The sequence below is a fragment of the Cohnella sp. SGD-V74 genome, assembly GCF_003001675.1.
Classification (GTDB): domain Bacteria; phylum Bacillota; class Bacilli; order Paenibacillales; family Paenibacillaceae; genus Cohnella.
Genome location: NZ_PVYW01000005.1, coordinates 100250 through 126496, shown reverse-complemented (window position 1 = coordinate 126496; position 26247 = coordinate 100250). Strand labels below are relative to the sequence as shown.

The following is a 26247-nucleotide window of genomic DNA, read 5'->3' as shown; positions in this document are numbered from 1 at the left end:
CCTTGCATTATTTTACAAAATTCAACAAAAGAAGAATACTTCTTTGATCCGTTGTGCAACCTCTTCTGCACTTAGACTTGTATTATTAATTCTCAAATAGTTTTGTCTTGTAATTTCTCCAGGGTAGGAATTCAGCCGGTGTTTATTCATAGTGCTGAGCAAATCGTTTTCGGATTGTTCAAGGTTCCGTTTTGTCGGTTTTTGTTTAAGCCTGAACGGCGTTGCATTTCGGTTTAATCTTTCTTCTATGTTCGCTTCCAGTTCAACAAAATAGATGTCTGCACCTTTTGATTCGAAAATATCACAGGTTTGCTGTACAAAATCCCAATCTCCCTGAAGATCAAAGCCCCATACATAAGTAAAAATAAGCCCATACTGGTTGCTATTAGAAAATGATTCAAAAAACTCTTTGCGCAGTAAGTTAGCCAATCGCCATGTTTCGTGTCCAAAACCAAAGAACGGATGGAACAGTTCAATCGACATGTGATTATGGAACAATTTCAAATCAGTAATCTTTGTTAGTTCATGACCCACCGTCATTTTACCAACGGCCTGCGGACCGAATATTAAAACGAATTTGATATCGCTCACTCCTTCATCTCATCTGTCAGAGCCATGAAGCAATGTATGTAGACTACCGAATGCGAATCGATTAATGCTCCCTATCTCCCGACTTGTTATTTAAGATACTTAGTTCTTTAATGATTAAATCCAACCGATTGATTATTCTTTCATCATTCTTCAACTGTAATTTTAAGGTGTAGTGTATGCTTCCAAGTCCCATGACGACCAGTAACAAAAATAAAGCATAGAGAAAAATCAACATATCACCTTCTCCTGGGGTTGGTATAAGCTCCTTCGAACGCTTCGCATAAGCAGTCGACACAAGCATCTTTTACAAATTCTGTATACCACTCAAAAACTCCATCTCAATCCGAGAAGGAGCCTGTCGATCTTCTTAAGCAGGTGACTGGTACCATCAGCTAATCCAGAAAATACTGTTTTCATCGATTTCTCTTAATTGTTTTTCAAAGTCTTTATCGGGCTCAATGTCATCTACAAAATGCCATTTCTTCTTGCTATCTTGCCAATATACCTTCCATTGCGCTTCCTCATATCTCAATTGAGCAATGGGGTATTCAAAACGTCTTCCCATATACCCTGGTCTTTCTTGGCTTAATGTGACAGTTTTGCCCCTAAATTTATAAAAGATTTGAATTTCATTTTTTAGATGTTTCGGGATTTTCTTGTCTATATAGTTTTGGAGTATTTTTTCTATTCTCTTCTTCGTAAAATCATCCAACACATCTATCACCTCATAGTATTTAAGTCATTCTCGCATGGTCTCACAGATTAGGATTCAAACTAATGGTTTAATTTGAAATCTCTTTACTATAACCGGCTTTATAAAATCGACATCTTCAATGTTCCTGTTCTTAAACTCATTCAATATTCTCAAGAAAATTCGAGCTATCAAGATGCTGTCTCCCAGTGCATCATGCCTCTTGAGATCCTTATCGTTAACATTGTAATGCTTAATTAAATAATCCGTCCAAATAATATCTTCTATCTCTGGATGTAGGTATGAGAATAAAGCTTTTGTGTCAACGCAAGGAGCCGTGATCATGGATAAATTGCTTCTTTTGCATTCGTTCTTTAATAAAGGCAGATCAAACTCATAACCCGCATGAGTCACTAAAATGCAGCCCTCGGTAAACTTGACGAATTGGTCATATACAGCTGCTAAACTCGGAGCCCCGATTAGGTCCGTATTATAAATTCCAGTAAACCGCTCCACCGATTCCGGAATCGGCTTTAATGGCTTAACATAGGTTTTAACTGTTCTACTCTCTACGATTTCATTGTTCTCAACAATAACTGCTCCGATCTGCGTAATATGTTCTGTTTCATGATTGATTCCTGTTGCTTCAAAATCAAATACACAAAATCTCTTTGTATGAATGTTCTTTATCAATAAATCGGATACGGTATACTCTTTGTCCGAAAGCAAAGTAATCTCCAATGGAGTTCTCCCCCTTTTTTCTAGTTATCTTTGTTCTTATACTTCTTTTCCAGTTCATTCATAAATACATCAATCGGATACTTATAATCAATTGGTTTATAGATAAATCTGTTGTTCCATTTATGCCTTTGGTCCAAATCTTCGTATCCCTGTTTATCGTACTCCAGAGATTTCATTACTAACATAATTTCATTAAGTGTACTTCTTACGCTTCTGCTGTCTGTCTTTGTAATTACCATTTCATCGCAATTTTCTATGTAATACCTAAGAAGATGTTCTGGTACTTGCTCCGTGACCAGATACTGCTTTAAATTATCTATAAAAATATCTTTCAATTTGGCGGATTGATTGCTTCTAATTCCTGATATGGTTAAGCTTAATCGGGACAAATCGTTCATGAATACGTAATGTTTCTTCCTGTACAAGGTAAATATATTAACGTGCCAACTGTAAAGCAGGTCCGTAGCTTCAACTGCAACTGGAGTAGTATTGAGATCTTTTAAGGTATCTTTCGTTGCTTTAATAAACAGCATGGATTTTACGTCCTTTCTTATGGGTATACCGACTCGTCTATTTCTCTCCCTTGATCATCATACAACACTGTTCCAGAAGGAAACTTACTTTCTGTCTCTTGGATTATTGGAACAAGCGAAATAAAAAACTCTCCCTCCGTTACCGGCAAACTGTATTTCTCTCCATCTACAAAAGTGAGAATTTCAGAGATTCCTCCTATATTCCTGCCTACAAATCGGATGTACTGTCCTTGATTAGTTTCCATTATTCTATACCTTACTTCATTTGTTCCATGTCCGACAGAATCGAGCCTGTATTTGCTGTTGGAACCCCTAGTAAGCACTGACTCGCCAAGCTCAGACCCTGAAGTGAAAAGAACAATCCGCTTATTATCTATATCTTCCATTAGTTTAATCTCAATCGGTTGATTTACCATCTTACTTATTGATTGATTAATATCTCGCTCGTTGTCTTTAATTTTGAACAGGTAGTGCGGCTTGATGTACTGTGTTGAAACAAATACGAAGAGTAAAATTAGGAGTATTGAGCACAACACCTTATATTTCTTTAAGTAACTCACTTGCTCCTCCGCCCCCTCTCCCTATGCTTGATTTTGCTATCCTTATCTGGAGATTCAGATTCAGCCACCTAGTTACTCTCTTTCTGTGTTCCTATCTCGCTTTAATGCTCTTTTAACGGCTTCCTTTCCTGGATCCCGTTTCGGTAACTTACTATTTATTTCGAACAATAAAATTACAATAATAAGTAACAGGATTACGATTACAATCCCCATAACCTACTCCCTTCAATACATCACGTTATCCATTTATTTGGTATTATAACCCATACCTTCTAAATGTGCTTATCATTTATACGCTCTCATGTATCAAAAAAGTCGCATAAACCGACGAATGTTGTACCTTCATCGGATTCATACGACTAACTAATTTCGGGACGGGGGCACTCCTCGCGTTATTGAATTGCTTTTAAATATCCTTCTTATCATTAAACTCAATACAAAAAGGCTGTATCTCAGATCTTAAACAGTACTCTATTCTTTGTCTGAAATCTTTCCATTCCACTTTTTCTAATGCTTCTTTTATTGGAAAAAAATCAGACTCCAGGCTTTCTGATGATTGAATTAGTTCGCCACCAATAGGCTTTGCTAAGAAGAGCGTGTTACAAATCGAATTTCCAACATTCTGAAATATTCCGCAGAACCTAACAATCTCGATGTCAATTCCTGATTCTTCTTTGGTTTCCCTTATTGCAGCATCACTTAATGACTCCCCTTCCTCTACTTGTCCGCCGGGCATCTCCCAGCCTCTCCTCGGGCCTTTAATAAGCAATAATTCGTTTTTGTCATTTAATACGATCGCAGCTGCTGAAACAATGTGCTTTGGGGGATTCATTGCTTACTCCTTTCATGAATATGGGATTTGACAAACTTCTTCGGACGACCTAAAGATCAGATTTACTTGGTTTCCAGCCGAAGTCTTGGCTCCACTTATTTGCCTTCAACATGATGTCCCATACGACTTTAGTTTTGCCTTCTACATACTTCTCTCTTTGATCTCTGTATAGATTGGCAAGTTGATATTTGACCTTAGAATATTCATTTCTTGCTAGCTCATGTTCCCTTAAATAATCTCTGAATAACAAATTGAATTGTTCCGACCAACTTCCAGAATGCCTTACATGAATATGAGTTCTTTTCATTCCAGCTCTTTCTCTAAAGTATCTCTTGGTTAAATCCGGATTGTCTTTACGAAATTCAAATCCAATCTCACTAAGACCGGATGCGACTTCTTCGATATTGTCCAAATCTGATACTGATATTTGAATATCTATAATAGGCTTAGCCGATAATCCAGTTACAGCTGTTGAGCCAATATGATCAATCCTTTGAATTAAAGATCCTATTTGATTTACGATTTGAGATCGAATTTCACTATATAATTTAGGCCAATTCTCATTGTAAGGCTCAATAACTACAGGTTCCTTCAATTGAAAATCACCGTCCATCAAAATGTCTCTACTACTTTTCAGATAGTTCAAGTCGGTTTCGCAACTTTGCAATTCCTCTTGAAAGTTCTTCGCGATTTTTTCCGCTTTTGATCCAATCCGGAAGTCCGCTTGCTAAACTTTGATTTTTATTGGGCTGTCTTTGACGCAAAGTGGCATTCACATAACTGTCCAGAAAATCCAAATGCTCTTTATTATAAGCCCATAGCAATTTTCCGCAACAATTCGTTCTTAACCAAAGATTCAGTCCCATAAAAGTTCCGTTCCCCCACGTGCCAACAAGCGAATCACTTAATGGTCCACAGTGTTTACATTGCAGCATATAGCCGGACTTACCATTTCTTCTCATCCCTTCAGCACACCTCTTACAATAAGGGCATTCAATGAGAATGTTATAGTTGAATAAAAAATCGTAAATTCTCTCACCACTATCTTTAAACCTTGAATCATTCATAGAATAAATTCCTTTTGAATGAAGTGAGGCAATGTCATTTGGGCTCCTCCCACAACTCTTCTAATTCTCTATCCGTCCATCTGCTTAACTTTAAAAGTTCTAAGTAAGGATCACCTTCGAGCTTTAATGCCTTTGCAAATGCCGGTTCTGTTTTCAACCCATTTGTTTTTAATTGAACGATGTAATCTTTAAATCGCTCCCCGTATAGCCTTAGCAGCCGATCCTCGATAACCATATGTAAAAAGCCATTCTGCATGTGAGTCGGTTTATTTTGGCCGAAAATTTCGATTGGCCATCTCCCAAGCGTAAAGTTGATCTTGATTCTCTCAATCCCTTCAACCATTCGTCTAATCACAGAAAATCCTTCATAATCTTCAAAATTAGCTTTATTGAACCTTTCAAATTCATCAAAGTCCTGCACACAACAGATCACATCTAAATCACTTGTTTCAACAGCAATCCCTATAGGAATGGTCCCTACTAAGATGGGTTGGTAATTCTCCAGGATCTGAAAAATCCTATAATCCGTCAACAACTGGAATACTTCAACCTGCTCCTTGGTCCCGGATCGCAAATAGTCTAAACTGAACCACCGAGTATTGACGATTTCTCTTCTCCTCCATTCTGCTGGATGCGCATAACGTTAGTCGATTTGAGTGTCCACGAATCCACTCTAGGATGTTTTTTCATTTTTAGCAGTCCTCTCATTCGGTATGAGCTGCACTTAAATTATAATCACTTGCCTTGTTTCAAAATTTAAAATTCTTGTTCGAGTATCATTTCTAGATATAAAAACTTCTTTACCGTCTCCATCTATACAATAGGCAATTGGAATTGAAATATCGCTGTCTCTGAATGAGCCATCTGCATGACTCGTCCCAATTATCATCGTCTTATATTGCATTGCATACTTTCTTGCTTCCTCTATCCATTCATCAAATTGATCGTCACTGAACATTCCAACTCCAATAGGATGAACAACAAAATGAATTTTTGTAGCCTTTAAATTACTCATGCCTTGAATAACAATCTCATCACACAGCATAAACCCAATTATTTTTCCTTCAGACTCCACTAGAATGGATTCATCATATTTTGCACGATCAAGAAGGATTTGACCTTCCCGATCAATGATAAGCGCTCTGTCCTTTGGCTGCTTGTGCCCCGAAATAATTATCTTCGAGAACTTTCTGGCGAGATCACAAGCGAGTTCTACATTGTTGTTTACATAACCCTCTGGAAAGATAAGAACATCAACATCAGGGTAGCTTTGGATTTCTCGTTCTAGCTGCTTAAGTTCTTTCTCAAGCAGAGGCTGTGCAATTAGAATATTCATAGAATCTCTCCGTTGGTTTAATGTGACGCCCCGCTTCCTTAAGCCACCTACAATAACCGGATTTCATCCTTCAACTCTTCATAAGCCTCTCTTAACCAAGAATGAATTACCTTTAAGGTATCCCTTCGTTCCCATAAGTAATTGATATATGCAAATGCCCCGTGCGTTAATGATTCCTGCAAATTTCGATTTAGAGCATCTATATACGGCGGGGCCCCGTTCTGGTCCCAGGATATCTTATCCGCAACAAACAATACTTGATCCATTGGGGTCGAGTTTTTCCTCAATGTTGTATGACAACCGACTGCATTTAATATTTCCTTATCTGTAATATTAAAGATATCTTCAGCCATCACTTTGGATATCTTTTGGTGGATGATCATCGGAAATCGTTCTTCTTCTGGTAGAATTTCTATTTGTAATTGTCTTGCCACTTCTATTCTTTCACTATTTGGAATTACAACGCTGATATCATGAAGCCAACCTGCTATTTCAGCGGCTTGCGGATCAATGTTATACATCAAAGCGATTCTCTTCGATTCTCTCCCAACATCAAAACAATGCTTAGCAGTCTTTGATGACTGATTGGTCGATAAGAACAATAAAATGTCCGTCTTTAATTCACCTGTAAAAACGATATTATCCGTTAAAGATTCGAAAATAGAATGCATCATTGGTTCCTCGTCTCTACTATTGTTCGTTAGATAGCGCCTATCTTTGATTTTGTGTTCGAAAGCTCAATAGATGTATCCACTGAAATCCCTACTTCTTTGGAGATTCCCTTAATTTGATCTCCTTAGAACTTGCTTCAATTAATTTATTGCTTTCTAAGTCGTTAATTTGCCACATGAAATCATCGAATGGATCTACAACAAATGTGTGAATAAAAAATTTATCAATTTGTATTGAAATGTCATTGGTTATTTTGTTTATATCAATTCTGCCTATTTGTTTCGAGATAAGTTCCTGAAGGGGTTCTCCTAATTGGTCCATCTCCTCCTTACTATCTACCTGTAGTTGTCTCGATCCAATTAAGACTCTTTGATCATCGTGCATATGCCAAGTTGGTTCTAACCAAATAGAGTGAGTGGATTCGATATACAAAATTAAAGAATTTCCTGCAAGTCGTGTTTGTTGAATTCTCTTACCGATTAATTTATTGATGATGTTATGTGGCATCTACAATAATCCTTTCCAGAACTAGGTAAAGTGAATGTTATTATTGAGAGACTCTTAGATCACTTCTTTAATTGTCTCTACTACCTTTAGGATTTATCAATATGTATATAGGTCAAGTCGGTTTCTCAACTTTGCAATTCCTCTTGAAGGGTTGACTTGTTCCATGATCAAACTGCGGAATCATCTCTATATGTCTTTCTTCAAATAATAGTGCGTATGTCCTCCTGCATTCTCAATTGTTCCATAGATCTGAAAGTCTTCTTTTAAATAGAACTCTAGCGCTTGAAAACTCAATGTATCTAGCTTGATAAAATCACATTTTTTCTTCCTAGCCATCTTCTCTGCTTCTCTCATTAGCGCTTTTCCATATCCTGATTTACGGTATTCTGTCTCAACAAATAGATATTGAATCTCAAGCCAATTCCAACAAAATTCTCCGACAATTCCTCCAAAGATCTGGCCAGCATTGTTGACTAGGTGCAAACTTAATTCTTCATAACGCCCCTTCAATTCATCAGAAAAATGCATTAAATTAAATGCTATCATCCTGTCTCTTACATAATCTTTGTTTTGAGAATCTATTGTACTGACGATCATTAATGACAAATTTATTCACCATCCCTGGTCAGGGTTTCTCCTTTTATTAACAACTCCAAAAGGAACATGAACTGATGGAAATGTTCTTGCAACTCCCTCAATATGCCCTGCTTGATCGTCAAAGAAAATGTGCGGCTTAAAGACGCTCAGCACCCTTATCTTCTCAATCCCTCCAAGAAAAAAAGCCTCGTCAACCCTAATATCCAGTTTTCTTAGCGTAGTTATCACCCTTTCGTGGGCGGGCGCATTCCTGGCTGTGGCAATTGCTAATCTAATTCTTGATTTATAATCAGGGTCATTTTCGTTCTTCTGAATCTCTCTTTGTTGTAACTTAGATATTTCCTGAAAGAATTTAAGTAATGGACCTGCCGGCAAAGGTTGATTGGCTAATTCCCTTTCATGGGAATGAAATTTATCTAAAGTCCCTCCTTGAAAAATGGATTCTGCTGAATCATCCGCTATGATTCCGTCGAAATCAAATGCCAAACGTATTTCGTTATCATCATCGTTATCAATATAATCTGACGGATAGATGCATCCTGCAGGAAACCCATGCTCAACAGCTTCTTTTACATCATCCGGGTTTCCTGATAAGAAGAGACAAGCATTGAACGCAGCCATGTACTTAAATGGATTATTGCCCGTTACAAATGCCGCTCTACTGATTGATAATCCGTAATGTTCAATGGACTTAAAAACCCTCAACCCGGTATCAGGGTCATTCCTTGACATTAACACGACTTCGACTATTTGATCTTGAGGTGTGTTTATGCTCAACAATCTTTTGATTAGCGGATAGGCAACGCCCGGCGCCAATATTTCATTTTCGTTTTCTCTCTGATAATTACGATAAACTTCTTCTCCATTTTCTCTGAATACTTGATCGGATTCTTTCAGATCAAATAGTGCGCTAGAAGCTACTGCGATGACAAATTTACTATCAATATCAAATGGCATTTTAGTTTTTTCCTTTCTTATAACGCTCAAGCAGGGGAACCGTCCAGAAGCTCGCGCCACACTTTCTACGAATTCCTTACACAGATGTTGTTTTATATTCGTCTTTCTTGCATTGCTTGGTGATATAGAAGATTTGCCCCATGTGCTCCGAATAGTGTGCAGCGCACTGATGCAGCATATCTAAGTTGGATCGTTCCTTTCCTCTTACGATTTGTTTCTCGTCGAATTTCTCTTCTGGTAAGCTCTTTATCACTCCAACTACATACTCTAAGTTCTTAGTGATTAGCATTTCGGCTTCTGATTTCGTCATTAACGTCTTTAAAAATTCCTTATCGCGATCCCTATCTATCTCTTCTTTACAAATTCCCTTTCTGATCCTTTCCACAATATTTCCTTCAATATGTCTTAGCAACGTCGGAATGTTATGACTTACAGGGTCTGGCGACCAGTTCAATTGTTCTTCGTCCAGTTGACTTATTGCCTTTAGCGTTCGGCTTTTGATTTCTTCAAATTTCTTCACGAGCCACTCTCGATTAAAATCACTCTTCATCGTTGCACCCCTTAATCCCTAATCGTGAACATGATGTTAAAGAACCTTCCTTACTTCACCTTGGCAAATATAAAAGTATCCCTTAACCTACTTCCATCTGCAGAAACATCATCGTTTCTGAATGTACCCTCCAGTGTAAATCCCAATCTTTCAGGGATAGCTTTGCTTTTAACATTTAAGCTGTCGCAACGAATTTCAACCCTTCTTGCTTTCAGCTCTGAGAAGGCAAAATCAGCTATTCCTTGTACTGCTTCCGTCATGTAGCCTCTACCACTGAATCGTGAATCTATCCAATATCCAATTTCAAACTTGGGAATACGCCAATTGGGATTATGAAGCCCGGAAGAACCAATAAACTGGTTTGTTTTTTTATCGAAAATCAATAACCTAAGATCTTCTCTCAGAATAAACTTGGAATGTGCCTCTCTTAGATTTGCTTCAATACTCTGCTCCGATTGTTCGTGTTGTGCAAAGGGTAGCCATTGTTTTAATTCATTGATCGAAGACAGTATACTCTCGTATACCACTGTACCATCACCAGGATAGGGCATTCTGATTAGCAACCTTTCGGTTGTAAATTGATTCGGAAAGTCTATTAAAATAGGATTCATATTAAACCTCCTCTATCGACAGGGCAGCTCAAATTACTTCCAAATGCGATTTATATTTGGTTTTACTCCGTCTTTGTCCACGACGATTTCATACACGTCTGGATTCGTCAGCCCTCTCCATTCATCGAATCCATATTGATCATCATAATACTTCAGTATTAACGACATCAGATTTCCATGTGTAACGACAACAACATTTCTCTCTGTCCGTACAAGTAACTCTTCAATTGCTGATACTCCGCGATTCATGGCTTCTCGAGATGATTCACCGCCAGGCAATGCAATATCCAGATCCTCAAATGTTTCCTTTAGCCTTTCCATCCAATTGTCTAATTCACAAGCAGATAAAACTCTCTCCCGAAGCCGGTCATCAACATTTATTTTCAGCTTATGCTTCTGTGCCAATGGTTGAATCGTCGAGATTGCTCTATCATATGGACTTGAAGCGATGTAATCTATTTGCTTTTCGGTCAGAAAGTTAGCTAGCAGCTCAGCTTCTGCATGCCCCTCAGCCGTTAATTGAGCACCTGGCTCTTGACCCGCAGCCTTACAATGCCTTATGAGATATATGTGCTTCAACGATATCCCCCTTCCTGTAATTGCACATAAGTGTGCCGAATTATGATTAACCGCTAGTTTATCCCCGTATGACTATCTTTCCTACTTTATGTCCCAACATGACCAAAGGAATTAATATCAATCCCGACGGCGAATACAATAAAATCTCTTTCATAGACACCAGTTCTTCATTTAACATTCTGTAGAACAGATACAACGAATACGGCAAAACAACAATTAACCCTGTTATAACTCCTGGAGTATACGATTTAAGATATATGGATTGACCTAGGTGCGTAAAAACATGGATGAGTAACACAGCATTTACACCCACGAACAAAATATAATTATGATGTTCTACCGCCAAATACGTAACCGGGATAAAGAAAATAAATTCGATAAATACCGCAACTGCGAACTGAGAAGATTTGATATCGGACATACCGCTCATTATTCTGCCTATTGGACCTGGAACTAATTTATGAATTCTTTGATAGTTTTTCTTCATCCAAGATTCCACAACTATAATTTCTTCAAAATCATGGATCATAAAGGCGGCCAGGAACAGCCATATTAAAGAACTCATCGTTATTATCGAATCATCAATGGTCATCGTTGATCACCTATTTAATAGTTTTGCTCAAGCATTTATTTAAAGAACTCTAGACCTCCGATCTTTTGAAAACGTCTTGTCTCCTTAACTTCTTCTATATATCCAACGATTTCTACATTGAAATTCTCTGTATCCAATGTCTGATTTTCTCCAAACCCCTCAATTGGCGCAAAAGCATTTAAAGTAACCTCTTCATTGGGGTCGATTTGCAGTCTATTGTTTTTAGCTTCTATTTTATATTCGTTGCTCCTAGATCCTGTTGACGTTTTTATCGGATAGCTTATGTATACATTGTTTTGAGCAATTGTGAATTTTGATAAGTTCTTTAACTTGAACGTATATGCTATTCCATAAGGCATTTCGGACTTTTCTATGAGCTCAATTTTTATTTGATCCATATCAGTCGGTCTAACCTGGGGCTCCGGGTAACATCCTGTTAGTAGAATAAACATAAGTGGCACAAAAATAAAACTTAAAAGTGTTCGCCTCATTTCTATCCATCTCCTTTCTTCTTCAGCATTGGTTCCATTTCAGCTCACGTCTGCCGTATTAACGACACGACCCAGCCCTAGATAACTCCTATTCTAGGCTGGGTCATGTGGTGTCTGAGCTTCTTCCATGATTATACATCTGGCATCCAGGAGGCGAAAGTCCCGATGCTGCGAGAAGTTCCATTTTCCTGAACTAAGATCATTCAGGTTCATCTATCTTTCCGAATTGTATTTTCTTTGGTAGATTATCTATTCTCATAGACTGATATGGGGCCATATTGTCCCATATATTGATTAAGATTCAATGTCTAACCTCCTTCTTCGACTACAATCAGGCTTTCTTCTTAGCAATGATATGAGTAAATATCGCAATGTCTTTGTATGGACTTATCTTGCCTAATTCCATTTCTAGTTTCGATACTTTCTTATGCCATTCTGTATCTTGCTTAACTTCATTGTCCGCGATATAGCCGTAAATATTATGTATTCCGTATCTTTCCTGAATTTCATAACCAGACTTTTCGAGCATCTCTTGAAGCTGTTCAAATGTATAAACCGTAATATCCGTTTGAATAACTCCACTATATTCTAATTGGTTGCCCAGACTATTTAACGCGTCTTCAGGGTTCTTGTTTATAACGGCCTTCTTCATAACCTTGGCTGGAGGATTATGTGCAATAAGCGATAGATAGCCCCCTGGATCTTGACACATGCTTATCGATTCAATAAATTTCCCAGGCTCCTCAACATATTCAAGAATGTTATGACAAAAGATCCAATTGAATTTCCCCAGTAAACCAGCAACCATCTGAAAATCGGTTACAACAAAATCAAGGTCAAGTTTCTCTTCCCCTTTTTGTGTCATTGCAACTTCAATCATTGCGTATGTCGGGTCAATCCCTTTTACTTTATTTCCCCGGCGAGCAAACTCCAGACTTGTTATACCGAATCCACAGCCAATATCCAATATCGTTTGATTCCGTTCCTGCAGATAATCTTCAATTTGATTCCAAGAGGTCGAATAAAATAGCTTCCCCCAGGGCATTTCGGTAAAATTCAAGTACTGGTTTAACGATTTCGAAAATGCTTCTGTTATGGATGACATATTCCTTGTTCCTCTCCTTTGGGGCCGGATCGAAGGGATTTCCTTCACTATACATCTACTTCACCAGACGGTCTCAGCCTGAGTTGCTATAGAAATTCGCTTTTATTCTGCGTAATTGATGTTATGAACGTTGCACCATTCAACTGCAATTTGTTTGTATCGTCCACAATGTATCTTGCTAATTTATTCTGCGTACACTTACTTATCCTAACTAGAGGTGTATGTAATGAATCAGGAGGAAGAAAACGCTATGAGTATTATTGAAAAAAACCTTAGCGCTCACTTGCAAAGAATTAAAAAGATTGCTCAATCGATACCAAAAATCCCTAATAACAAAAATAACACCATGCTTGGACTTGCACATGATGTCACTTAAACTCTTGTTTGATGAGTCTTCTAGATTGATGCAAAAATGTTACAATTTCAATATGATCCGTTTGAATCCTGTAGATAATTCTGTAACTCTTGTATATCTTCTCTCTTACCTTTTCATTCATAAATTCCGGTACTTTTCTACCTTTATGCGGAAAATTACTAATCGTTGTAGTTTCCATTATGAGTTCATTGACGAACGTTCGTGCTGCTTCGATAGAATCTTCTTTGATGTAATCGTAAATAAGCTCAAGATCCTTAAGGGATCTTGGGGACCAAACTAATTCATCCATGACCTGATTTTCTCCATGGCTTCAGAGTGACTAACCCCTTGTCCCGCATCCAATTCATGGATTCCTTCTTCGATTTTTGCTCGTGCGTATAGTCTATATAGAATTTCTTCCACGGTTACATTATCCGGAAGGTCCTGGATGATTTTTATCACTTCATCTTTTACACTCATGAGATCACCCCATTGATATCATTATGTTATTATAATACACATCAAAACGCGTTAGTCAATTTCATGATTTTGATCTTGCTTCCTGTTTCGTATAGCGTTCGTGGATTCACGACATCCATCCTCTTAGCTAGCCCTTACCTTAGGGGATCAATATGAATCCGTTACATTAAGAGAGAGTTCAAGCGACAACCGTCACGCACTTCGTAAAAATAACCCTATCCAGGAGGACTTCCACAACGATGCACCCGACATCCGAGTTGACGCAACAGTTACGGCAGCGACAAGGCGAACCGTCCGTCCGGAGCAAGCACATTATCTTCGCGGCTGCGACGATCCTGTATTGGACGACGCTTTATATTTACGTGCCGATCCTGAGCCCCTATCTCCACGACCGAGGATTGTCGATGGGCTGGATCGGCTTTATTCTTGGCAGCTACGGCATTACGCAGGTCATTACCCGCTTCCCCCTCGGCGTCTACTCGGATGCGATGACCCGGAGAAAACCGTTTCTCATCATCGGCATGTTGGCCGGGCTCATCAGCTGCCTTTTATTTCTGCTGCCCGGAACATGGGGAGGTCCGCTGGCAGGCCGTCTAATGGCGGGCGTATGCGCGGCGGCATGGGTTCCTTTTACCGTGCTGTACGCCTCCTACTATCCGGCGAACCGAACACATCAAGCAATGGGTACACTCAGCTTCCTGACCGTGTTCGGTCAGCTTGCCGGCATGAGCGCCAGCGGATGGCTCGCTTCCTCGGGAGGGTGGAACAACGCCTTTCTCGCCGGAGTCGGCGTCGCGGCAGTCGGTACCCTGATCGCTTTCTTCGTCTATGAACCGCAGTCCAAACAGTCCAAAAAGGTCCCCGTCGCCATAGACCGAACGATCGTCGCCCGGGTGCTGCGCTCCCGGCTGCTCTGGCTCGTATCGACGCTGTCCGTTTTGGCGCACGGCATTTTATTCGTTACGATGTTCGGATTTACACCGCTTCAAGCGGTCGAGCTTGGCGCCAGCGAAGCCCAGCTTACGGGGATCGTCATCGCCTTCATGGTGCCGCACGCGCTCGTCTCCCTCTGGAGCGGACGCTACTTGGCTCCCCGCTTCGGCACTCGACCTACCATGATCGCGGGCTTCCTGCTCGCCGCCGCTTGTACGGCCATTATCCCCTTCACTCAGAGCTTGGGCGTACTGGCGCTTACCCAAGCAATCAACGGCTTTGCCCAGGCGATGTACTTTCCGCTCCTGCTCAGCCTGTCCATTCGCAGCTTCGCTGCCGCCGAACGCGCAACCGCCATGGGACTGTACCAATCCGTTTATGCCTTGGGCATGTTCCTTGGTCCCTATGTTGCCGGAGGTCTCAACTCCCTCGGCGGCCTGCAAGCCGGCTTCCTGTTCGGGGCTTCGCTGGGTCTATTAGGCGCACTCATCGTGCTCGTAAGCAAGAGACTCGAAGATTAACTTCAAGTCTCTTGCCCCTCTTCACCAATCCTTGAACTCCTCTTCGCCTACATTCATCCTGAATGCTCCATCCGCGTACAGCACCGGGCTTCTCTCGAAATGCCGACGCGAATATCGCTCCACATGACTCACCTTCATTTCCGAAGGGGACGTAAAATCGATATGTGCGATCGCCACCCAGTAAGCATAATCGTTCTTTTCATATAAAGCATGCCAACTTAATTCGAACGTGATCGCGTTAACGTTTCTTCCCTTGGTGAGGTCTATCTTTTGCCCTTTAGATAGATTCAACATTCTCCCACCCCTCTCGGATAAATCATGACTTCACTTCCAAATTATATCATAATCAGCTCCACTCTCCTCATTCCCTATTTTCGATTCGTATGGATAGAAAGAATAAGCCCGCGACTCTGTCGCGAGCTTGGCATTCGAAGCAATGCATTACCACAGCCACACTTTACCGTGGCGCAGGCGTCCGGAATCTCTCGTAGCAAAACGATCTATCGCTCAGAATAAAGCCGGACGGCGCCCCCGTGCTAGCCGCTGCGAAAACCAATCCACAACCCCAGCGCCAGCAGCAGCGCACCCGACGCCAATGCATAATCCCGACCGCGCCACCTCAACCGTTGCGCCCGGGTGGCGGTCCGTATCCCGCCCACCCCTCTGCTTTCCAGCGCCAGCACCACCTCATCCCCTAATCGGAATAACGCCAACAGGAAAGGCAGCGCAGTGTCGCGTAGCTTACGGCCGAAGGCGATGGGACCGCGGGCCAGCATTTTTCCCCGAGCACGAATAATCTTCGCGAAACGTTCCCACAACTCCAGCAGCACCGGCACAAAACGCATAATCAGCGCGACTGCGAGAATTCCCCTTTGCGCCCACATCGGGCTCTTGCCTTTAATAGAGGTCATCTGCTCCAGAGACCTTCTCAGCGACAAAGGCGACATGACGAGAGGAATAGCCAACCCCAACAGTAAAATAAGCATCGTCCTCGTAAAAGTGAGCAACGTATCCGTGAAAGCCTCGCCCCGCACCGCCCATTCACTCCCGGCTCCCGAAGCAAAGATGGCCGATGTCATCACGGAAAACACCGCATAATTCACGATCAGTCCGCGCCAGCGCCGCAGCGAGATTCGTCCGGCCAACAACAGCCCTATGACGATCGCGGCTCCGACAGCCAGCCCCAGCCAATCCCTCAAAGCAAACAGACCGAAACTCACTAACGCATAAGCCAGCCATACCGATCGGGGATCGAACCCCGCGAGACGATGCCGTGCTGCCCCCAACTGCCTGTGCTTCTTGAGCTCTGTACCCGCCTTCCGCTCTACTGCCTCTCGTTCTCGAAGCGACTTCTGCTCTTCTTCTGCCTCTCGTTCCCTGCTCGTCTCCTGCGCCTCTCTTGCTTGGCGCGCTTCTGACGCCTTCCGCTCTCCAACTGTCTCCTGATCCTCTCCTACTTGTCGATCCAGTTCAGCCTGCTTCTCCCCGTTCGCCTCTTTTCCGCTATCTACCACCGCACCCGCCAGGACCCGGGCCGCGCTCTCGCTCCGTTGCTCGACCCTCCAAGCCGCGGCCGCTGCTGCCGGATCCATCGTCAGCTCAGCGGGAACGCCGCTCTTCCACAGCCGATGGGCCGACTGAAGCCACTCGGGCACCCGCATGCCCGCTTCCGCCAGCCATTCAGGATGCCGGACCAGTTGCTCCCGACTGCACAGCCTTACCGTACCGTCCGTAGCCAGCAGCAGCGTCTCGTCCGCAAGCGGCAGCGCCCAGTCGGAATCGTGCGAGACGAGCACGATTCCCGTACCCTCTGACCGCTGCTTCTTCAGCTTACGCGCGATCATTCGATGTCCGGCTCCGTCCAGCCCCGCCGTCGGTTCGTCCAGCAGCAGCCACGGAGCAGGCGCCGCGAATACAGCCGCCAGCGCCGTGCGGCGACGCTCGCCTCCGCTCATCAAATAAGGATCGCGCTCCAGCCACTCCTCGCTGTTCCACCCCACCGCGCTCAGCGCCTCCTGACGCCGCAGCTTTGCGGTTTCCTCCGTCAAGCCATATGGCCGCAACGAATAGGCAAGTTCATCGCTTACGCTTCTTGCGAACAATCCCTCTTCCGGCGCTTGGCTCGCGTAGCTGTAGCTCAGCAGAGAATGCCCGTTTAAGCGGAGGCCACTCCGGCCAAGTCGGCTTCTCCGCCAGACCGCATCCGGTCCGTACGCAGCCAGCACGTCTTCCGGAGGACGCAGGCCGGCGATCTTCTCGAGAAGCGTCGATTTACCTGCTCCGTTTGCGCCCATCAGCAGAATGATCGAGCCCGGAGTGAACACCAAGCCTTCCGTCCGAAAAGCCTCGCTCTCCTCTTCCCCTCTCCTCCATCTGATGCCGTCCAACCGCAGCGGAACTCCTTCGCGCATAGCGAATTCTGAAGCTTGATTACTCATTTTCCCGCGTTCCCCCATACAATCTGCCATTCCCGTTCCGTAACCGGCAGCGGGTCGCGTAGCTTCCCCAGTCTCCTTAATTCCAGAGCAAGCTCCATCAAATAAGACAACCTAAGCCCCGCCCTGAGGCACGGGGATAATGGCCATACGCCGCCGTCGGAGACTTCCTCACCGCCCCCAGCCCCCGCTTCAAGCCTGCCCACGGTTCCAGGTCCAATAGCACCGCTGTCCGCCTGCCCAGACACAGACCCACTGTCGCCATCAGCAGACCCGTACAGAAACTCCCGGCCCCTGCCGTCGTAAATAATCCGGCCTTCCCCGACCGCCACCACGCGATCGTCAGGGCCGAGCTCATCCAGCCGCTGCGTCACCCAGACAACCGCAGTGCCGTCCGCATGCAGCTCTCTTGCCCTGGTCATAACCACGTCCCGATTGTCCTCGTCCAGCATAGACGTCGCTTCGTCCATGACGAGCAGCGGCGATGGATAGGCGGTCGCCGCAGCGAACGCAGCCATCTGCTGCTGTCCCCCGGACAATCGCTCCCACGGCTCATCCGCCAAAGCCGCCAAGCCCGCTCTATGTAAAGCTTCCTCCGTCACATCGGAGATTCGTTCCGCCGGAACGCCGCGCCACTCCAGCGCGAACACAACCTCCTCGCGCGGCGTTTCGCCGAATAGCTGCGCTCTCGGCTGCTGCAGTACGATCGGGCTGACCCCGTCGCCCGCAAAGCCTCGCCGCACGACGCCGCTCATGCTCTCCGGCATTAATCCGGCTAACAGCCTGGACAGCGTCGACTTGCCGCTTCCGTTTACGCCGACGACGGTCAGCCACTCCCCGGCCGCCAGCGTTAACGTCGCTTGTTGCAGCCTGACCGCGGTTTCGTCCTCTCCTTCTCCTCCATGGACGGTAACGCAATCTACTTCAAGAGGAGCTCCGCCCCGATCCGATCGATCGAAAACGGCCGCGCCGGGCCCCGATTCCTTATCCACATCTGCCGCTTCCATCAACGAACGATTCCCTCTCACGCAAAAATCCCTCTTTTCAACCGGAACATCCCATGCTACAATCTCAATTGTTAACCATTAACTAAAATAAAGGTTAACATTTAGGAGGCTTTTTGACAATGTCGAATTCATCTACACCCGCTTCAACCGTCACACGCCGATCCAACCACTGGGTACGGGGCATCGTCTACATCGCCCTGTTCGGCGCGCTGTTCATTGCCGGCAGCTTCATCAAGATCCATCTCGGCTTCACGCCGGTTCCGATTTCCTTGCAGCAGTTCGCCATCATGCTGGCGGGAGGGCTGCTTGGCGCCGTTTACGGATTCTGGAGCATTTTTCTCGTCGTCGGCTTGACCGCCCTCGGCCTGCCCCTGATGAACGGCTCCGGGGGCATCGCCCAGATGACCGGACCTACTGGGGGCTTTATCTGGATGTTCCCGGTATCGGCATTCCTGATCGGCTGGGTGACCGATCGGATCTACGGTTCCGCCAGAAAAATTAATCGCTCTCGCCAGCTTCTGCTGCTGATCGCCGTGTTCGTCTTCGGTTCCTTGATCGTGTACATAACCGGCGTACCTTGGCTCGCACATGTCGTAGACAGCGAGAAGTACGATACGCTCACCGGCGCGCTGCGCGCGGGCATGTACCCTTATTTGCCCGGAGACGCGATCAAAGCAATCGCAGCCACGCTCATCATCGTCGCGCTTCGTCCCGTTTTGCCGCTCGTACGTCCGGCCGGCAGAACCAAACGCTAAATCACGCCGCTGCTCTATCACCACGCAAGCACAAACGCCTTCGGCGTCCAACTACGAACTCCCATCGCCATGCGTGACGGGAGTTCATTTCCTTTCGTTCAGGACGATGGTACAAACAGACCGCCTCTCCTTCGCATACAGTGGAAAGATTTATTAGTTTTCTTGTCCTGAAGGAGAGTGCCTCATCCTATGGCAAGCGGTCGACTCGATTTATTTATCGCCAAGCTGCCCCCTCATACCGTCGTGCTCACCTTGAACTGCGCGGAGATGGCATCCGAGCTGCTGTCGATTCCCCGGAACGCGAAGCTCACGTTAAAACGCGGCAACATCAAGCAGCAGATCCAGCTGCAATTTCTCGAAGGGCGGGAATGTTTCGCCGACTTCATGGAGATGAGCTTCGCGCTCGCTCGCCAGTTCCAGCTTACCGCCCTGCGCAGATACACGCTTACTTACAATGCGAGCGACCAATCGCTGACGATTAGCCCATCTCCCCTTAGCGAAACAGTCGCCTTGATCGCTTCCGGCCCGATCGCCGCCGGAACGTTGTCCGTCGGTTATGAATTGCTGTCACGACTCGGCATCCCCGAGCGGCAAGGGTCGATCATTAAAGTCCGCAGCGGCAAACATCTCGCCAAGCTCCATCTGCACGTTCCGGCCAATCTATCGGATGACCGCCTCCGCTTATCTTCGCAATGGCTGCAGAGGTGGAAGCTCGCTCCCAATCAGAAACATCTGATCCAATTCGATCAACGCAACTTTACGCTTAGCATCGCTCCCTCGCCAAGCTCCAGCCGCTGACTGCAACGGCGAGAACAAGTCTTCCCCCGCACGGAACGGCAACGAAAGAAACGGCGGCGAAGGGATATCCACCCCAACGCCGCCGTTTTCGTCACTTCGATTTTTTCTTCGCCGCAGATCGTCCCTGCTTCTTCGGATCGTCCGGTTTGGGCGCGCGGGTCTGCGAGTTCGGAATGCCTTCCGTCATCGGCCTGTCCTCCTTCGTCATGCAAGCATGAGATAAAGCCTGTCTCTGCTCCGCCTGTAGGTTATGGACAAACCCGGCCTCTTATGCACAGCCCAACGCCACCGCCAAACTCGCCCCTCCGAACCGAATTAGTCGCAAGTCTCCGGAGCTTCCGCCGGTTTCGCCGCTTCCACATCGATCTTCTCCGCCACCGTATCGCGAATAATCGTAATGATCGACTGGAGCATATAATTAACGTCCACCTGGCTCTGCTGGAACTGTTGAACGATCGGAATGCCGTCGAGCTCGTCCTGAAGCTCGTTGATTTCCGCTTCGATCTTCTCCGCCATCGCCTGGTTTTTGAACGTGTTCTGGAACGCGACGAGCTCCTTCTGTTTTTTCTTGATTTGGGCGATCAGTCCTTGAACCCGTTCATGGGTCTGGATCCGCTTCTCCGCCTGCTGGTAGACGCCGACTTCCTCGGTCGTCGTAATCAGATTGGCCAACTCGCGCGCTCTGCTTAGAATATCGTCGCGAACGATCAATTCCCGATTATCGAACGATGGGATCGAGCAAGCTCCCCCATGATGATCGTGGTCGTGGTCATGGTCGTGACCGTGTGCATGTGCTGACATTAACCTATTCCTCCCGGCTCTCGTCTCGTATCTCTGTTTCAACTGTTGCTATATCCCGCTGGATCCGCTTCCCGTTTACCCCGCTTGACTCGACGCCGCCGGCTCCCCGACAACTTCCGCCTTCAAGTACCAGGACTGCGCGGCCGTCACCTTTACCTGCACGAACTGCCCGATCCATTCCTTCTGCCCTTCAAAATGAATCAGCTTGTTCGAACGGCTGCGGCCGGACAACACGTTTGCCCTGTTCTTGCTTTCACCCTCTACGAGCACCTCGATCATTTGGCCCACAAGCGATTGGTGATGCTCGAGCGACAGCTCGCCGATAACTTCGTTCAGACGCGCGAGCCGCTTCTGCTTCACCTCGTAAGGCACATTGTCCGGCATATCGAACGCCGGCGTGCCTTCCCGCGGAGAATAGATGTACGTGTACGCGGACGTGATGCCCGCTTCGCGCACGAGCGACAGCGTCTCTTCGAATTGTTCCTCCGTCTCGCCGGGGAAGCCCACGATAATGTCCGTCGTCAGCACCGCGTTCGGAATTTCTCCCCGAATCCGCAGCGCCAAGTCCAGGAAGCGCTCCCTCGTATACTTGCGACTCATCCGCTTGAGCACTTCCGTGCTTCCCGACTGCATCGGCAAGTGGATATGCTCGACCAGATTACCGCCCTTGGCCAGCACCTCGATCAGATGATCGTCGAAATCGCGAGGGTGTGAAGTCGTAAACCGGACGCGGGGAATATCGATTTTCCGAATGTCGTCCATCAAGTCCCCGAAGCGGTAGTCGCGATCCGCAAAATCTTTGCCGTAAGCGTTCACGTTCTGCCCCAGCAGCGTAATCTCCTTGAACCCTTGGCGGGCAAGATCGCGAACCTCCGCAATCACGTCCTCCGGCAGCCGGCTCCGCTCCTTGCCCCGCGTGTACGGCACGATGCAGTACGTGCAGAACTTGTCGCAGCCGTACATGATGTTCACCCAAGCGCGCAGCCCTTCGGTCCGCTTCTTAGGAAGATTCTCGATGATGTCGCCTTCCTTGGACCAGACGTCGATCACCATCTCTTTGCCGAAGTGGGCTTCCTGCAGAAGATGTGGAAGACGATGAATATTGTGCGTTCCGAAAATGAGATCCACATGCGCGTGCTTCTGCATCAGCCTGTTCACGACCGACGCTTCCTGCGACATGCAGCCGCATACGCCGAGAATGAGCTCGGGGCGCTGCTGCTTCAGCACCTTCAGATGCCCGAGCTCGCCGAACACCTTGTCCTCCGCGTTCTCGCGCACCGCGCACGTATTGAGCAGAATGACGTCGGCATCCGCCCGTTCTTCCGTCGGCTCGTAGCCCATCTCCTCGAACAGGCCGCGCATCACTTCCGTGTCGTGCTCGTTCATCTGGCAGCCGTACGTATAGATCAAGTATTTCCTTCCGAGGCCAAGCGACTTCAACTCGTCGGGGATGGCGTTCTCGTAGTGAACCTGGACCTCTTCCTTGCCGCGCTGCTTCTCCTGACGGTAGTTCGGCTCGGAGACGATGTGGATATCCCGTCCGTTCAGGCGGATCGTGCGACCACTCTCATCTTCGGAAATGACTTTGGCGCCGGAGAAGTCAAAGTATTTGCTGTAATCTTTGGCCTGGCCTGCCGGCTTAGACCCGTTCGAGGCCCCCTGCGTCATGTGCGATCCCACTTCCTTTTATGATCAATTCCACGATTGAATCGATAATTTAACATAAAGGCATCAATAAAAAATTATAGCACAACGAATCACTTGAATCCATCACGACTCGCAAGAAGACCTTCACCCTGATTGTAGAAGGGGGAAGGTCTTCAGCCGGGGTTATTTCCACGAATCTACTGTGGGCTACTCCACGATTTCCCCGAAGTCGCCGGTATTCACGCCGGCCGCGTTGCCTTCGTCCGTATCGATGTGCATATCGAGCGCGAAGTCCGCGGACACTCGGGCAACGACCTGCTCGAATACGACGCCGCGGTCGCCCCCGACCCTAACCTTGAGCAGCTGCTTGTCCTGAATCCCCCAGCGTTCGGCATCCGACGTGTGAAAATGAATATGCCGAGCCGCCACGATTACGCCTTTGTCTACAGTCACTTCGCCCGCGGGACCGACGATGCGAATGCCCGGCGTGCCCTCGATGTTGCCGGACTCGCGCACAGGCGGATTCAATCCGAGCGAGAACGCGTCCGTGCGGGACACTTCCAGCTGCGTCGCCCTGCGAGCCGGGCCAAGAATACGTACTTTAGGAAAAGAACCTTTCGGTCCGAATACGGCTACCGTCTCGTTCGCGGCGAATTGCCCGGGCTGCGACAGCGGCTTGAATTCCGTCAGCTTCGCTCCCGCTCCGAACAAAGCCTCCACATGCTCCTGGGATAGATGAATATGGCGGGCCGATACGCCTACGGGGACTTTCTTGCTCTCCGCTCCACTCATGAACAACCCAACCTTTCTCCAAATCTGTTGTCTATCCCAGTATAACGCAAGAAACGCGCGGGACAAACCCGCGCGCCTCGTCTGTACGGCCCGAATCGGGCCTTATTTGAATTCCGCCAACAATTTGTCAAAGTCTTGGCGAGCCAACGTCAAATCCTGCTTCGTGAGCGCTTCTTCCTTGAAGCCGGTCAACAGATCCTCGTACGACTTGCGCTCCTTGTTCTGATAAATCAGACCGGTCAGCATACCGTTGGTCTCCATGATTTTGTTCATCGCGGCGACACGGTTGGAAGGATCATAATCCGGGAACTGGTCCAGGTTCACGATGTTCTCCTTGAACCAATCGTACGTATTGATTTTATTGAACGTCACGCACGGGCTGAACACATTGATGAGCGAGAAGCCTTTATGGGCGAGCCCTTGCTCGATCAAGGAAGTGAGCTGCTTCAGATCGCTCGAGAACGACTGGGCGACGAACGTCGCGCCGGCCGACAGGGCGATCTCCAGCGGAGACAGCGTCGATTCGATCGAGCCTTCCGGCGTCGACTTCGTCTTGAAGCCTTCCGCGCTCCGCGGGGAAGTCTGTCCCTTCGTCAAGCCGTAAATTTGGTTATCCATAACGATGTACGTAATGTCCAGGTTACGGCGGATAGCGTGAACCGTATGGCCCATGCCGATCGCGAAGCCGTCTCCGTCGCCGCCGGAGGCGATGACCGTCAGCTCGCGATTCGCGAGCTTAACGCCTTGGGCGATCGGCAGCGCGCGCCCGTGGATGCCGTGCAGACCGTAAGCGTTAATATAGCCGGAAATCCGGCCCGAACAGCCGATTCCCGAGATGACCGCAAGCTGTTCCGGCTCCAGGCCGACGTTCGCCGCAGCGCGCTGGATCGCGGCTTGAACGGAGAAGTCGCCGCAGCCCGGGCACCAATTCGGCTTCACATTGTTGCGAAATTCCTTAAATGTGGCCATCTTAGATCAGCTCCTTGCACGCTTTGTGGATTTCCGAAGGCAGGAACGGCGTTCCGTCGTACTTCAGCAAATTGCGGATTTTATCGTGATAGCCGAGATTCAGCTTGATCAGATTCGCAAGCTGACCCGTCGCGTTGTTCTCCAGAACGACGACTTGCTTGGCCGCATCGAGATGCGGCTTCACCAGCTCGCTCGGGAACGGATGCATCTGGCGCACCATCATCTGGTTTGTCGTAATGCCGTTCTCCGTCAAGCGGGTGCGGGCTTCTTCGATCGTTCCGCCCAGCGACCCCATCGACACGATGAGCAGATCCGGGTTGGCGTGAGGCGCGTCGACTTTCACCGCGTCCGTAACGCGCAGATTATCGATTTTGCCGAGGCGTTTGTCCATCATTTTCTCGCGGTTCAGCGCGTTCTCCGAAGGACGCCCTTCCTGGTCGTGCTCGACGCCCGTGACGTGATGGATGCCGTGCTTGGCTCCCGGAAGCACGCGAGGGGAAATCCCGTCCTCGGTGAACTCGTAGCGCTTGAACAGACGGTTATCCTCGTTCGGAGGCAGCTCTTCGGTGACCAGCTTGCCGCGCTTGATCACGATTTTGTCGTAATCGAGCGGCTCCGACGTCTGCTTGCCGAGCGACAGCTGCAGATCCGTCGCGACGATGACGGGAATTTGGTACTCTTCCGACAGGTTAAAAGCTTCGATCATATCGTAGAAGCATTCCTCGATCGTGCTCGGGGCGACGACCAGCTTCGGAATTTCGCCGTGCGTGCCGTTGATCAGCGCGTTGATGTCGGATTGCTCCTGCTTCGTCGGCAAGCCCGTGGAAGGACCGCCGCGCTGCGTATCGACGATGACCAGAGGCGTCTCCGTCATGCCGGCCAGGCCGATCGCTTCCATCATCAGCGACAATCCCGGTCCCGCGGAAGCCGTCATCGTGCGGACGCCCGCGTAGTTGGCGCCGATCGCCATCGTCACCGCAGCAATCTCGTCCTCCGTCTGCACGACCGTGCCGCCGAACTTCGGCAGCTTCTTGATCAAATATTCCATAATTTCGGACGCCGGAGTAATCGGATACGCCGACATGAGACGGCAGCCGCCCGCAATCGAACCGAGCGCCAGCGCTTCGTTCCCGATCATGAACAGCTTCATCTTGCCGTCCGCGTCCTCCAGCTTGAACTCGTCAAGCGGACCGCCCGCCTGCTCCAGAATAAACTCAGCACCGCGCCGCACCGCTTCCACGTTCTTTTCCACGATGGCCGGGCCTTTACGTCCGAATTCTTCTTCAACCGCTTTATTGAATACTTCCATGGGCAGACCAAGCAGCCCCCAAGATGCCCCGGAAGCGACCATGTTTTTCATGAGGGAAGTGCCAAGTTCTTCTGCGATGGCCGTAATCGGTACTGCGAACAGGCGCGCCTGCACGCCTTCCGGAATCGTCGGCGAGAACTTCGCATCCGCGACAACGACGCCGCCGGGCCGAAGCTCGCCCGCGTTCAGATCGATGGTCTCCTGGTCGAAAGCGACCAGAATGTCCAGATCGTCGGATATCGCCCGAATCGGCTTCGTGCTGATACGGATTTTGTTGTTCGTGTGTCCGCCCTTGATCCGCGAGGAAAAGTGCCGGTACCCATACAGGTAATAACCCAGACGGTTGAGGGCAGTAGAGAAGATTCGGTCCGTGCTTTCCACGCCTTCCCCTTGCTGGCCGCCAATTTTCCATGACAGTTGACTGATCACAGTG

Annotated in this window: 33 protein-coding genes and 1 pseudogene; 4 read left to right on the top strand and 30 right to left on the bottom strand. The window is 47.3% G+C overall.

What is annotated here, in order from left to right:
* Positions 1–21: 21 nt before the first annotated feature.
* From B0G52_RS09610 to B0G52_RS09515, 20 genes are all read right to left on the bottom strand, one after another.
* Positions 22–582, bottom strand: a complete 561-nt coding sequence (locus B0G52_RS09610) for a DEAD/DEAH box helicase family protein (protein ID WP_094044037.1) — start codon at positions 580–582, stop codon at positions 22–24.
* Positions 583–979: 397 nt separating this feature from the next.
* Positions 980–1303, bottom strand: coding sequence for a DUF3024 domain-containing protein (locus tag B0G52_RS09605; protein WP_094044035.1), 324 nt, complete (start codon positions 1301–1303; stop codon positions 980–982).
* 57 nt (positions 1304–1360) lie between these two features.
* Positions 1361–2023, bottom strand: a complete 663-nt coding sequence (locus B0G52_RS09600; RefSeq protein WP_094043569.1) for a 3'-5' exonuclease — start codon at positions 2021–2023, stop codon at positions 1361–1363.
* A 20-nt stretch (positions 2024–2043) separates the two neighbouring features.
* Positions 2044–2556, bottom strand: a complete 513-nt coding sequence (locus tag B0G52_RS09595) for a DUF6933 domain-containing protein (protein ID WP_094043567.1) — start codon at positions 2554–2556, stop codon at positions 2044–2046.
* Between the two features lie 17 nt (positions 2557–2573).
* Entirely contained in the window at positions 2574–3116 is a 543-nt protein-coding gene (locus B0G52_RS09590; RefSeq protein WP_094043565.1) for a hypothetical protein, read from the bottom strand.
* 406 nt (positions 3117–3522) lie between these two features.
* Positions 3523–3948 carry an NUDIX hydrolase gene (locus B0G52_RS09585; RefSeq protein ID WP_094043563.1) on the bottom strand — a complete coding sequence of 142 codons (426 nt, stop codon included), beginning with the start codon at positions 3946–3948 and terminating at the stop codon, positions 3523–3525.
* A gap of 49 nt (positions 3949–3997) precedes the next feature.
* On the bottom strand, positions 3998–4561 hold the full coding sequence (locus B0G52_RS09580; RefSeq protein WP_233162526.1) for a GrpB family protein: 564 nt from the start codon (positions 4559–4561) through the stop codon (positions 3998–4000).
* Positions 4562–4574: 13 nt separating this feature from the next.
* Entirely contained in the window at positions 4575–5015 is a 441-nt protein-coding gene (locus B0G52_RS09575) for a hypothetical protein (protein WP_094043561.1), read from the bottom strand.
* A 34-nt stretch (positions 5016–5049) separates the two neighbouring features.
* Positions 5050–5550 (bottom strand): DUF4269 domain-containing protein, encoded by a 501-nt coding sequence (locus tag B0G52_RS09570; protein ID WP_233162524.1) that lies wholly within the window; start codon positions 5548–5550, stop codon positions 5050–5052.
* A gap of 189 nt (positions 5551–5739) precedes the next feature.
* Entirely contained in the window at positions 5740–6351 is a 612-nt protein-coding gene (locus B0G52_RS09565; RefSeq protein WP_094043557.1) for a hypothetical protein, read from the bottom strand.
* Between the two features lie 47 nt (positions 6352–6398).
* Positions 6399–7025, bottom strand: a complete 627-nt coding sequence (gene yqeK / locus B0G52_RS09560; protein WP_369827033.1) for a bis(5'-nucleosyl)-tetraphosphatase (symmetrical) YqeK — start codon at positions 7023–7025, stop codon at positions 6399–6401.
* Positions 7026–7113: 88 nt separating this feature from the next.
* On the bottom strand, positions 7114–7530 hold the full coding sequence (locus B0G52_RS35245; RefSeq protein WP_143762545.1) for a hypothetical protein: 417 nt from the start codon (positions 7528–7530) through the stop codon (positions 7114–7116).
* A 186-nt stretch (positions 7531–7716) separates the two neighbouring features.
* A complete protein-coding gene (locus B0G52_RS09550; RefSeq protein WP_094044031.1) occupies positions 7717–8127 on the bottom strand; it encodes a GNAT family N-acetyltransferase in 411 nt (136 codons plus the stop codon).
* A gap of 15 nt (positions 8128–8142) precedes the next feature.
* Complete coding sequence (locus B0G52_RS09545; protein ID WP_094043551.1) at positions 8143–9084, bottom strand: 5'-nucleotidase; 942 nt, start codon at positions 9082–9084, stop codon at positions 8143–8145.
* 76 nt (positions 9085–9160) lie between these two features.
* Positions 9161–9634: a DUF1572 family protein gene (locus B0G52_RS09540; protein WP_094043549.1), complete on the bottom strand. Its 474-nt coding sequence runs from the start codon at positions 9632–9634 to the stop codon at positions 9161–9163.
* A gap of 50 nt (positions 9635–9684) precedes the next feature.
* The gene (locus tag B0G52_RS09535) at positions 9685–10245 is read right to left on the bottom strand and encodes a GNAT family N-acetyltransferase (RefSeq protein WP_094043547.1); all 561 of its coding nucleotides are present in this window, start codon (positions 10243–10245) and stop codon (positions 9685–9687) included.
* A gap of 33 nt (positions 10246–10278) precedes the next feature.
* Complete coding sequence (locus tag B0G52_RS09530) at positions 10279–10824, bottom strand: histidine phosphatase family protein (protein WP_094043545.1); 546 nt, start codon at positions 10822–10824, stop codon at positions 10279–10281.
* A gap of 58 nt (positions 10825–10882) precedes the next feature.
* The gene (locus B0G52_RS09525; protein WP_094043543.1) at positions 10883–11416 is read right to left on the bottom strand and encodes an HXXEE domain-containing protein; all 534 of its coding nucleotides are present in this window, start codon (positions 11414–11416) and stop codon (positions 10883–10885) included.
* Between the two features lie 35 nt (positions 11417–11451).
* The gene (locus B0G52_RS09520; RefSeq protein ID WP_094043541.1) at positions 11452–11907 is read right to left on the bottom strand and encodes a hypothetical protein; all 456 of its coding nucleotides are present in this window, start codon (positions 11905–11907) and stop codon (positions 11452–11454) included.
* Positions 11908–12238: 331 nt separating this feature from the next.
* The gene (locus B0G52_RS09515) at positions 12239–13012 is read right to left on the bottom strand and encodes a class I SAM-dependent methyltransferase (protein WP_094043539.1); all 774 of its coding nucleotides are present in this window, start codon (positions 13010–13012) and stop codon (positions 12239–12241) included.
* Between the two features lie 226 nt (positions 13013–13238).
* Between B0G52_RS09515 and B0G52_RS35555 the strand changes: the two genes are divergently transcribed.
* Positions 13239–13388 (top strand): hypothetical protein, encoded by a 150-nt coding sequence (locus tag B0G52_RS35555; protein ID WP_158223648.1) that lies wholly within the window; start codon positions 13239–13241, stop codon positions 13386–13388.
* Here B0G52_RS35555 and B0G52_RS09510 read toward each other — a convergent pair.
* Both B0G52_RS09510 and B0G52_RS09505 read right to left on the bottom strand, forming a co-directional pair.
* Positions 13381–13677: a type II toxin-antitoxin system RelE/ParE family toxin gene (locus B0G52_RS09510; protein ID WP_094043537.1), complete on the bottom strand. Its 297-nt coding sequence runs from the start codon at positions 13675–13677 to the stop codon at positions 13381–13383. The two genes, B0G52_RS35555 and B0G52_RS09510, sit on opposite strands and share 8 nt — an antisense overlap.
* A complete protein-coding gene (locus B0G52_RS09505; protein ID WP_094043535.1) occupies positions 13665–13847 on the bottom strand; it encodes a hypothetical protein in 183 nt (60 codons plus the stop codon). Before B0G52_RS09505 ends, B0G52_RS09510 begins: the two co-directional genes overlap by 13 nt.
* Positions 13848–14086: 239 nt before the next feature.
* Between B0G52_RS09505 and B0G52_RS09500 the strand changes: the two genes are divergently transcribed.
* Positions 14087–15301 (top strand): MFS transporter, encoded by a 1215-nt coding sequence (locus B0G52_RS09500; protein WP_094043533.1) that lies wholly within the window; start codon positions 14087–14089, stop codon positions 15299–15301.
* Positions 15302–15322: 21 nt separating this feature from the next.
* On the opposite strand, the pseudogene B0G52_RS09495 reads toward B0G52_RS09500, so the two are convergent.
* The 3 genes and pseudogenes from B0G52_RS09495 to B0G52_RS09485 form a co-directional block, all read right to left on the bottom strand.
* Positions 15323–15508: pseudogene (locus tag B0G52_RS09495) on the bottom strand (TerD family protein); the annotation flags it as partial.
* A 329-nt stretch (positions 15509–15837) separates the two neighbouring features.
* The gene (locus tag B0G52_RS09490) at positions 15838–17739 is read right to left on the bottom strand and encodes an ATP-binding cassette domain-containing protein (protein WP_158223647.1); all 1902 of its coding nucleotides are present in this window, start codon (positions 17737–17739) and stop codon (positions 15838–15840) included.
* Complete coding sequence (locus B0G52_RS09485; RefSeq protein ID WP_143762544.1) at positions 17736–18764, bottom strand: energy-coupling factor ABC transporter ATP-binding protein; 1029 nt, start codon at positions 18762–18764, stop codon at positions 17736–17738. Before B0G52_RS09485 ends, B0G52_RS09490 begins: the two co-directional genes overlap by 4 nt.
* Positions 18765–18862: 98 nt before the next feature.
* On the opposite strand from B0G52_RS09485, the gene B0G52_RS09480 reads away from it, so the two are divergent.
* Both B0G52_RS09480 and B0G52_RS09475 read left to right on the top strand, forming a co-directional pair.
* Positions 18863–19498 carry a biotin transporter BioY gene (locus B0G52_RS09480; RefSeq protein WP_094043525.1) on the top strand — a complete coding sequence of 212 codons (636 nt, stop codon included), beginning with the start codon at positions 18863–18865 and terminating at the stop codon, positions 19496–19498.
* Between the two features lie 189 nt (positions 19499–19687).
* Positions 19688–20296 (top strand): hypothetical protein, encoded by a 609-nt coding sequence (locus tag B0G52_RS09475; RefSeq protein ID WP_094043523.1) that lies wholly within the window; start codon positions 19688–19690, stop codon positions 20294–20296.
* A 315-nt stretch (positions 20297–20611) separates the two neighbouring features.
* On the opposite strand, the gene B0G52_RS09470 is transcribed toward B0G52_RS09475, so the two are convergent.
* The 5 genes from B0G52_RS09470 to B0G52_RS09450 form a co-directional block, all read right to left on the bottom strand.
* The gene (locus B0G52_RS09470; RefSeq protein ID WP_094043521.1) at positions 20612–21097 is read right to left on the bottom strand and encodes a YlbF/YmcA family competence regulator; all 486 of its coding nucleotides are present in this window, start codon (positions 21095–21097) and stop codon (positions 20612–20614) included.
* Positions 21098–21172: 75 nt separating this feature from the next.
* Positions 21173–22765: a tRNA (N6-isopentenyl adenosine(37)-C2)-methylthiotransferase MiaB gene (miaB, locus tag B0G52_RS09465; protein ID WP_094043519.1), complete on the bottom strand. Its 1593-nt coding sequence runs from the start codon at positions 22763–22765 to the stop codon at positions 21173–21175.
* A gap of 186 nt (positions 22766–22951) precedes the next feature.
* Positions 22952–23536 (bottom strand): phosphate propanoyltransferase, encoded by a 585-nt coding sequence (locus B0G52_RS09460; protein WP_094044029.1) that lies wholly within the window; start codon positions 23534–23536, stop codon positions 22952–22954.
* A 102-nt stretch (positions 23537–23638) separates the two neighbouring features.
* Positions 23639–24505: a 2-oxoacid:ferredoxin oxidoreductase subunit beta gene (locus B0G52_RS09455; RefSeq protein WP_094043517.1), complete on the bottom strand. Its 867-nt coding sequence runs from the start codon at positions 24503–24505 to the stop codon at positions 23639–23641.
* 1 nt (position 24506) lies between these two features.
* Positions 24507–26243, bottom strand: a complete 1737-nt coding sequence (locus tag B0G52_RS09450; RefSeq protein ID WP_094043515.1) for a 2-oxoacid:acceptor oxidoreductase subunit alpha — start codon at positions 26241–26243, stop codon at positions 24507–24509.
* Positions 26244–26247 lie beyond the last annotated feature (4 nt).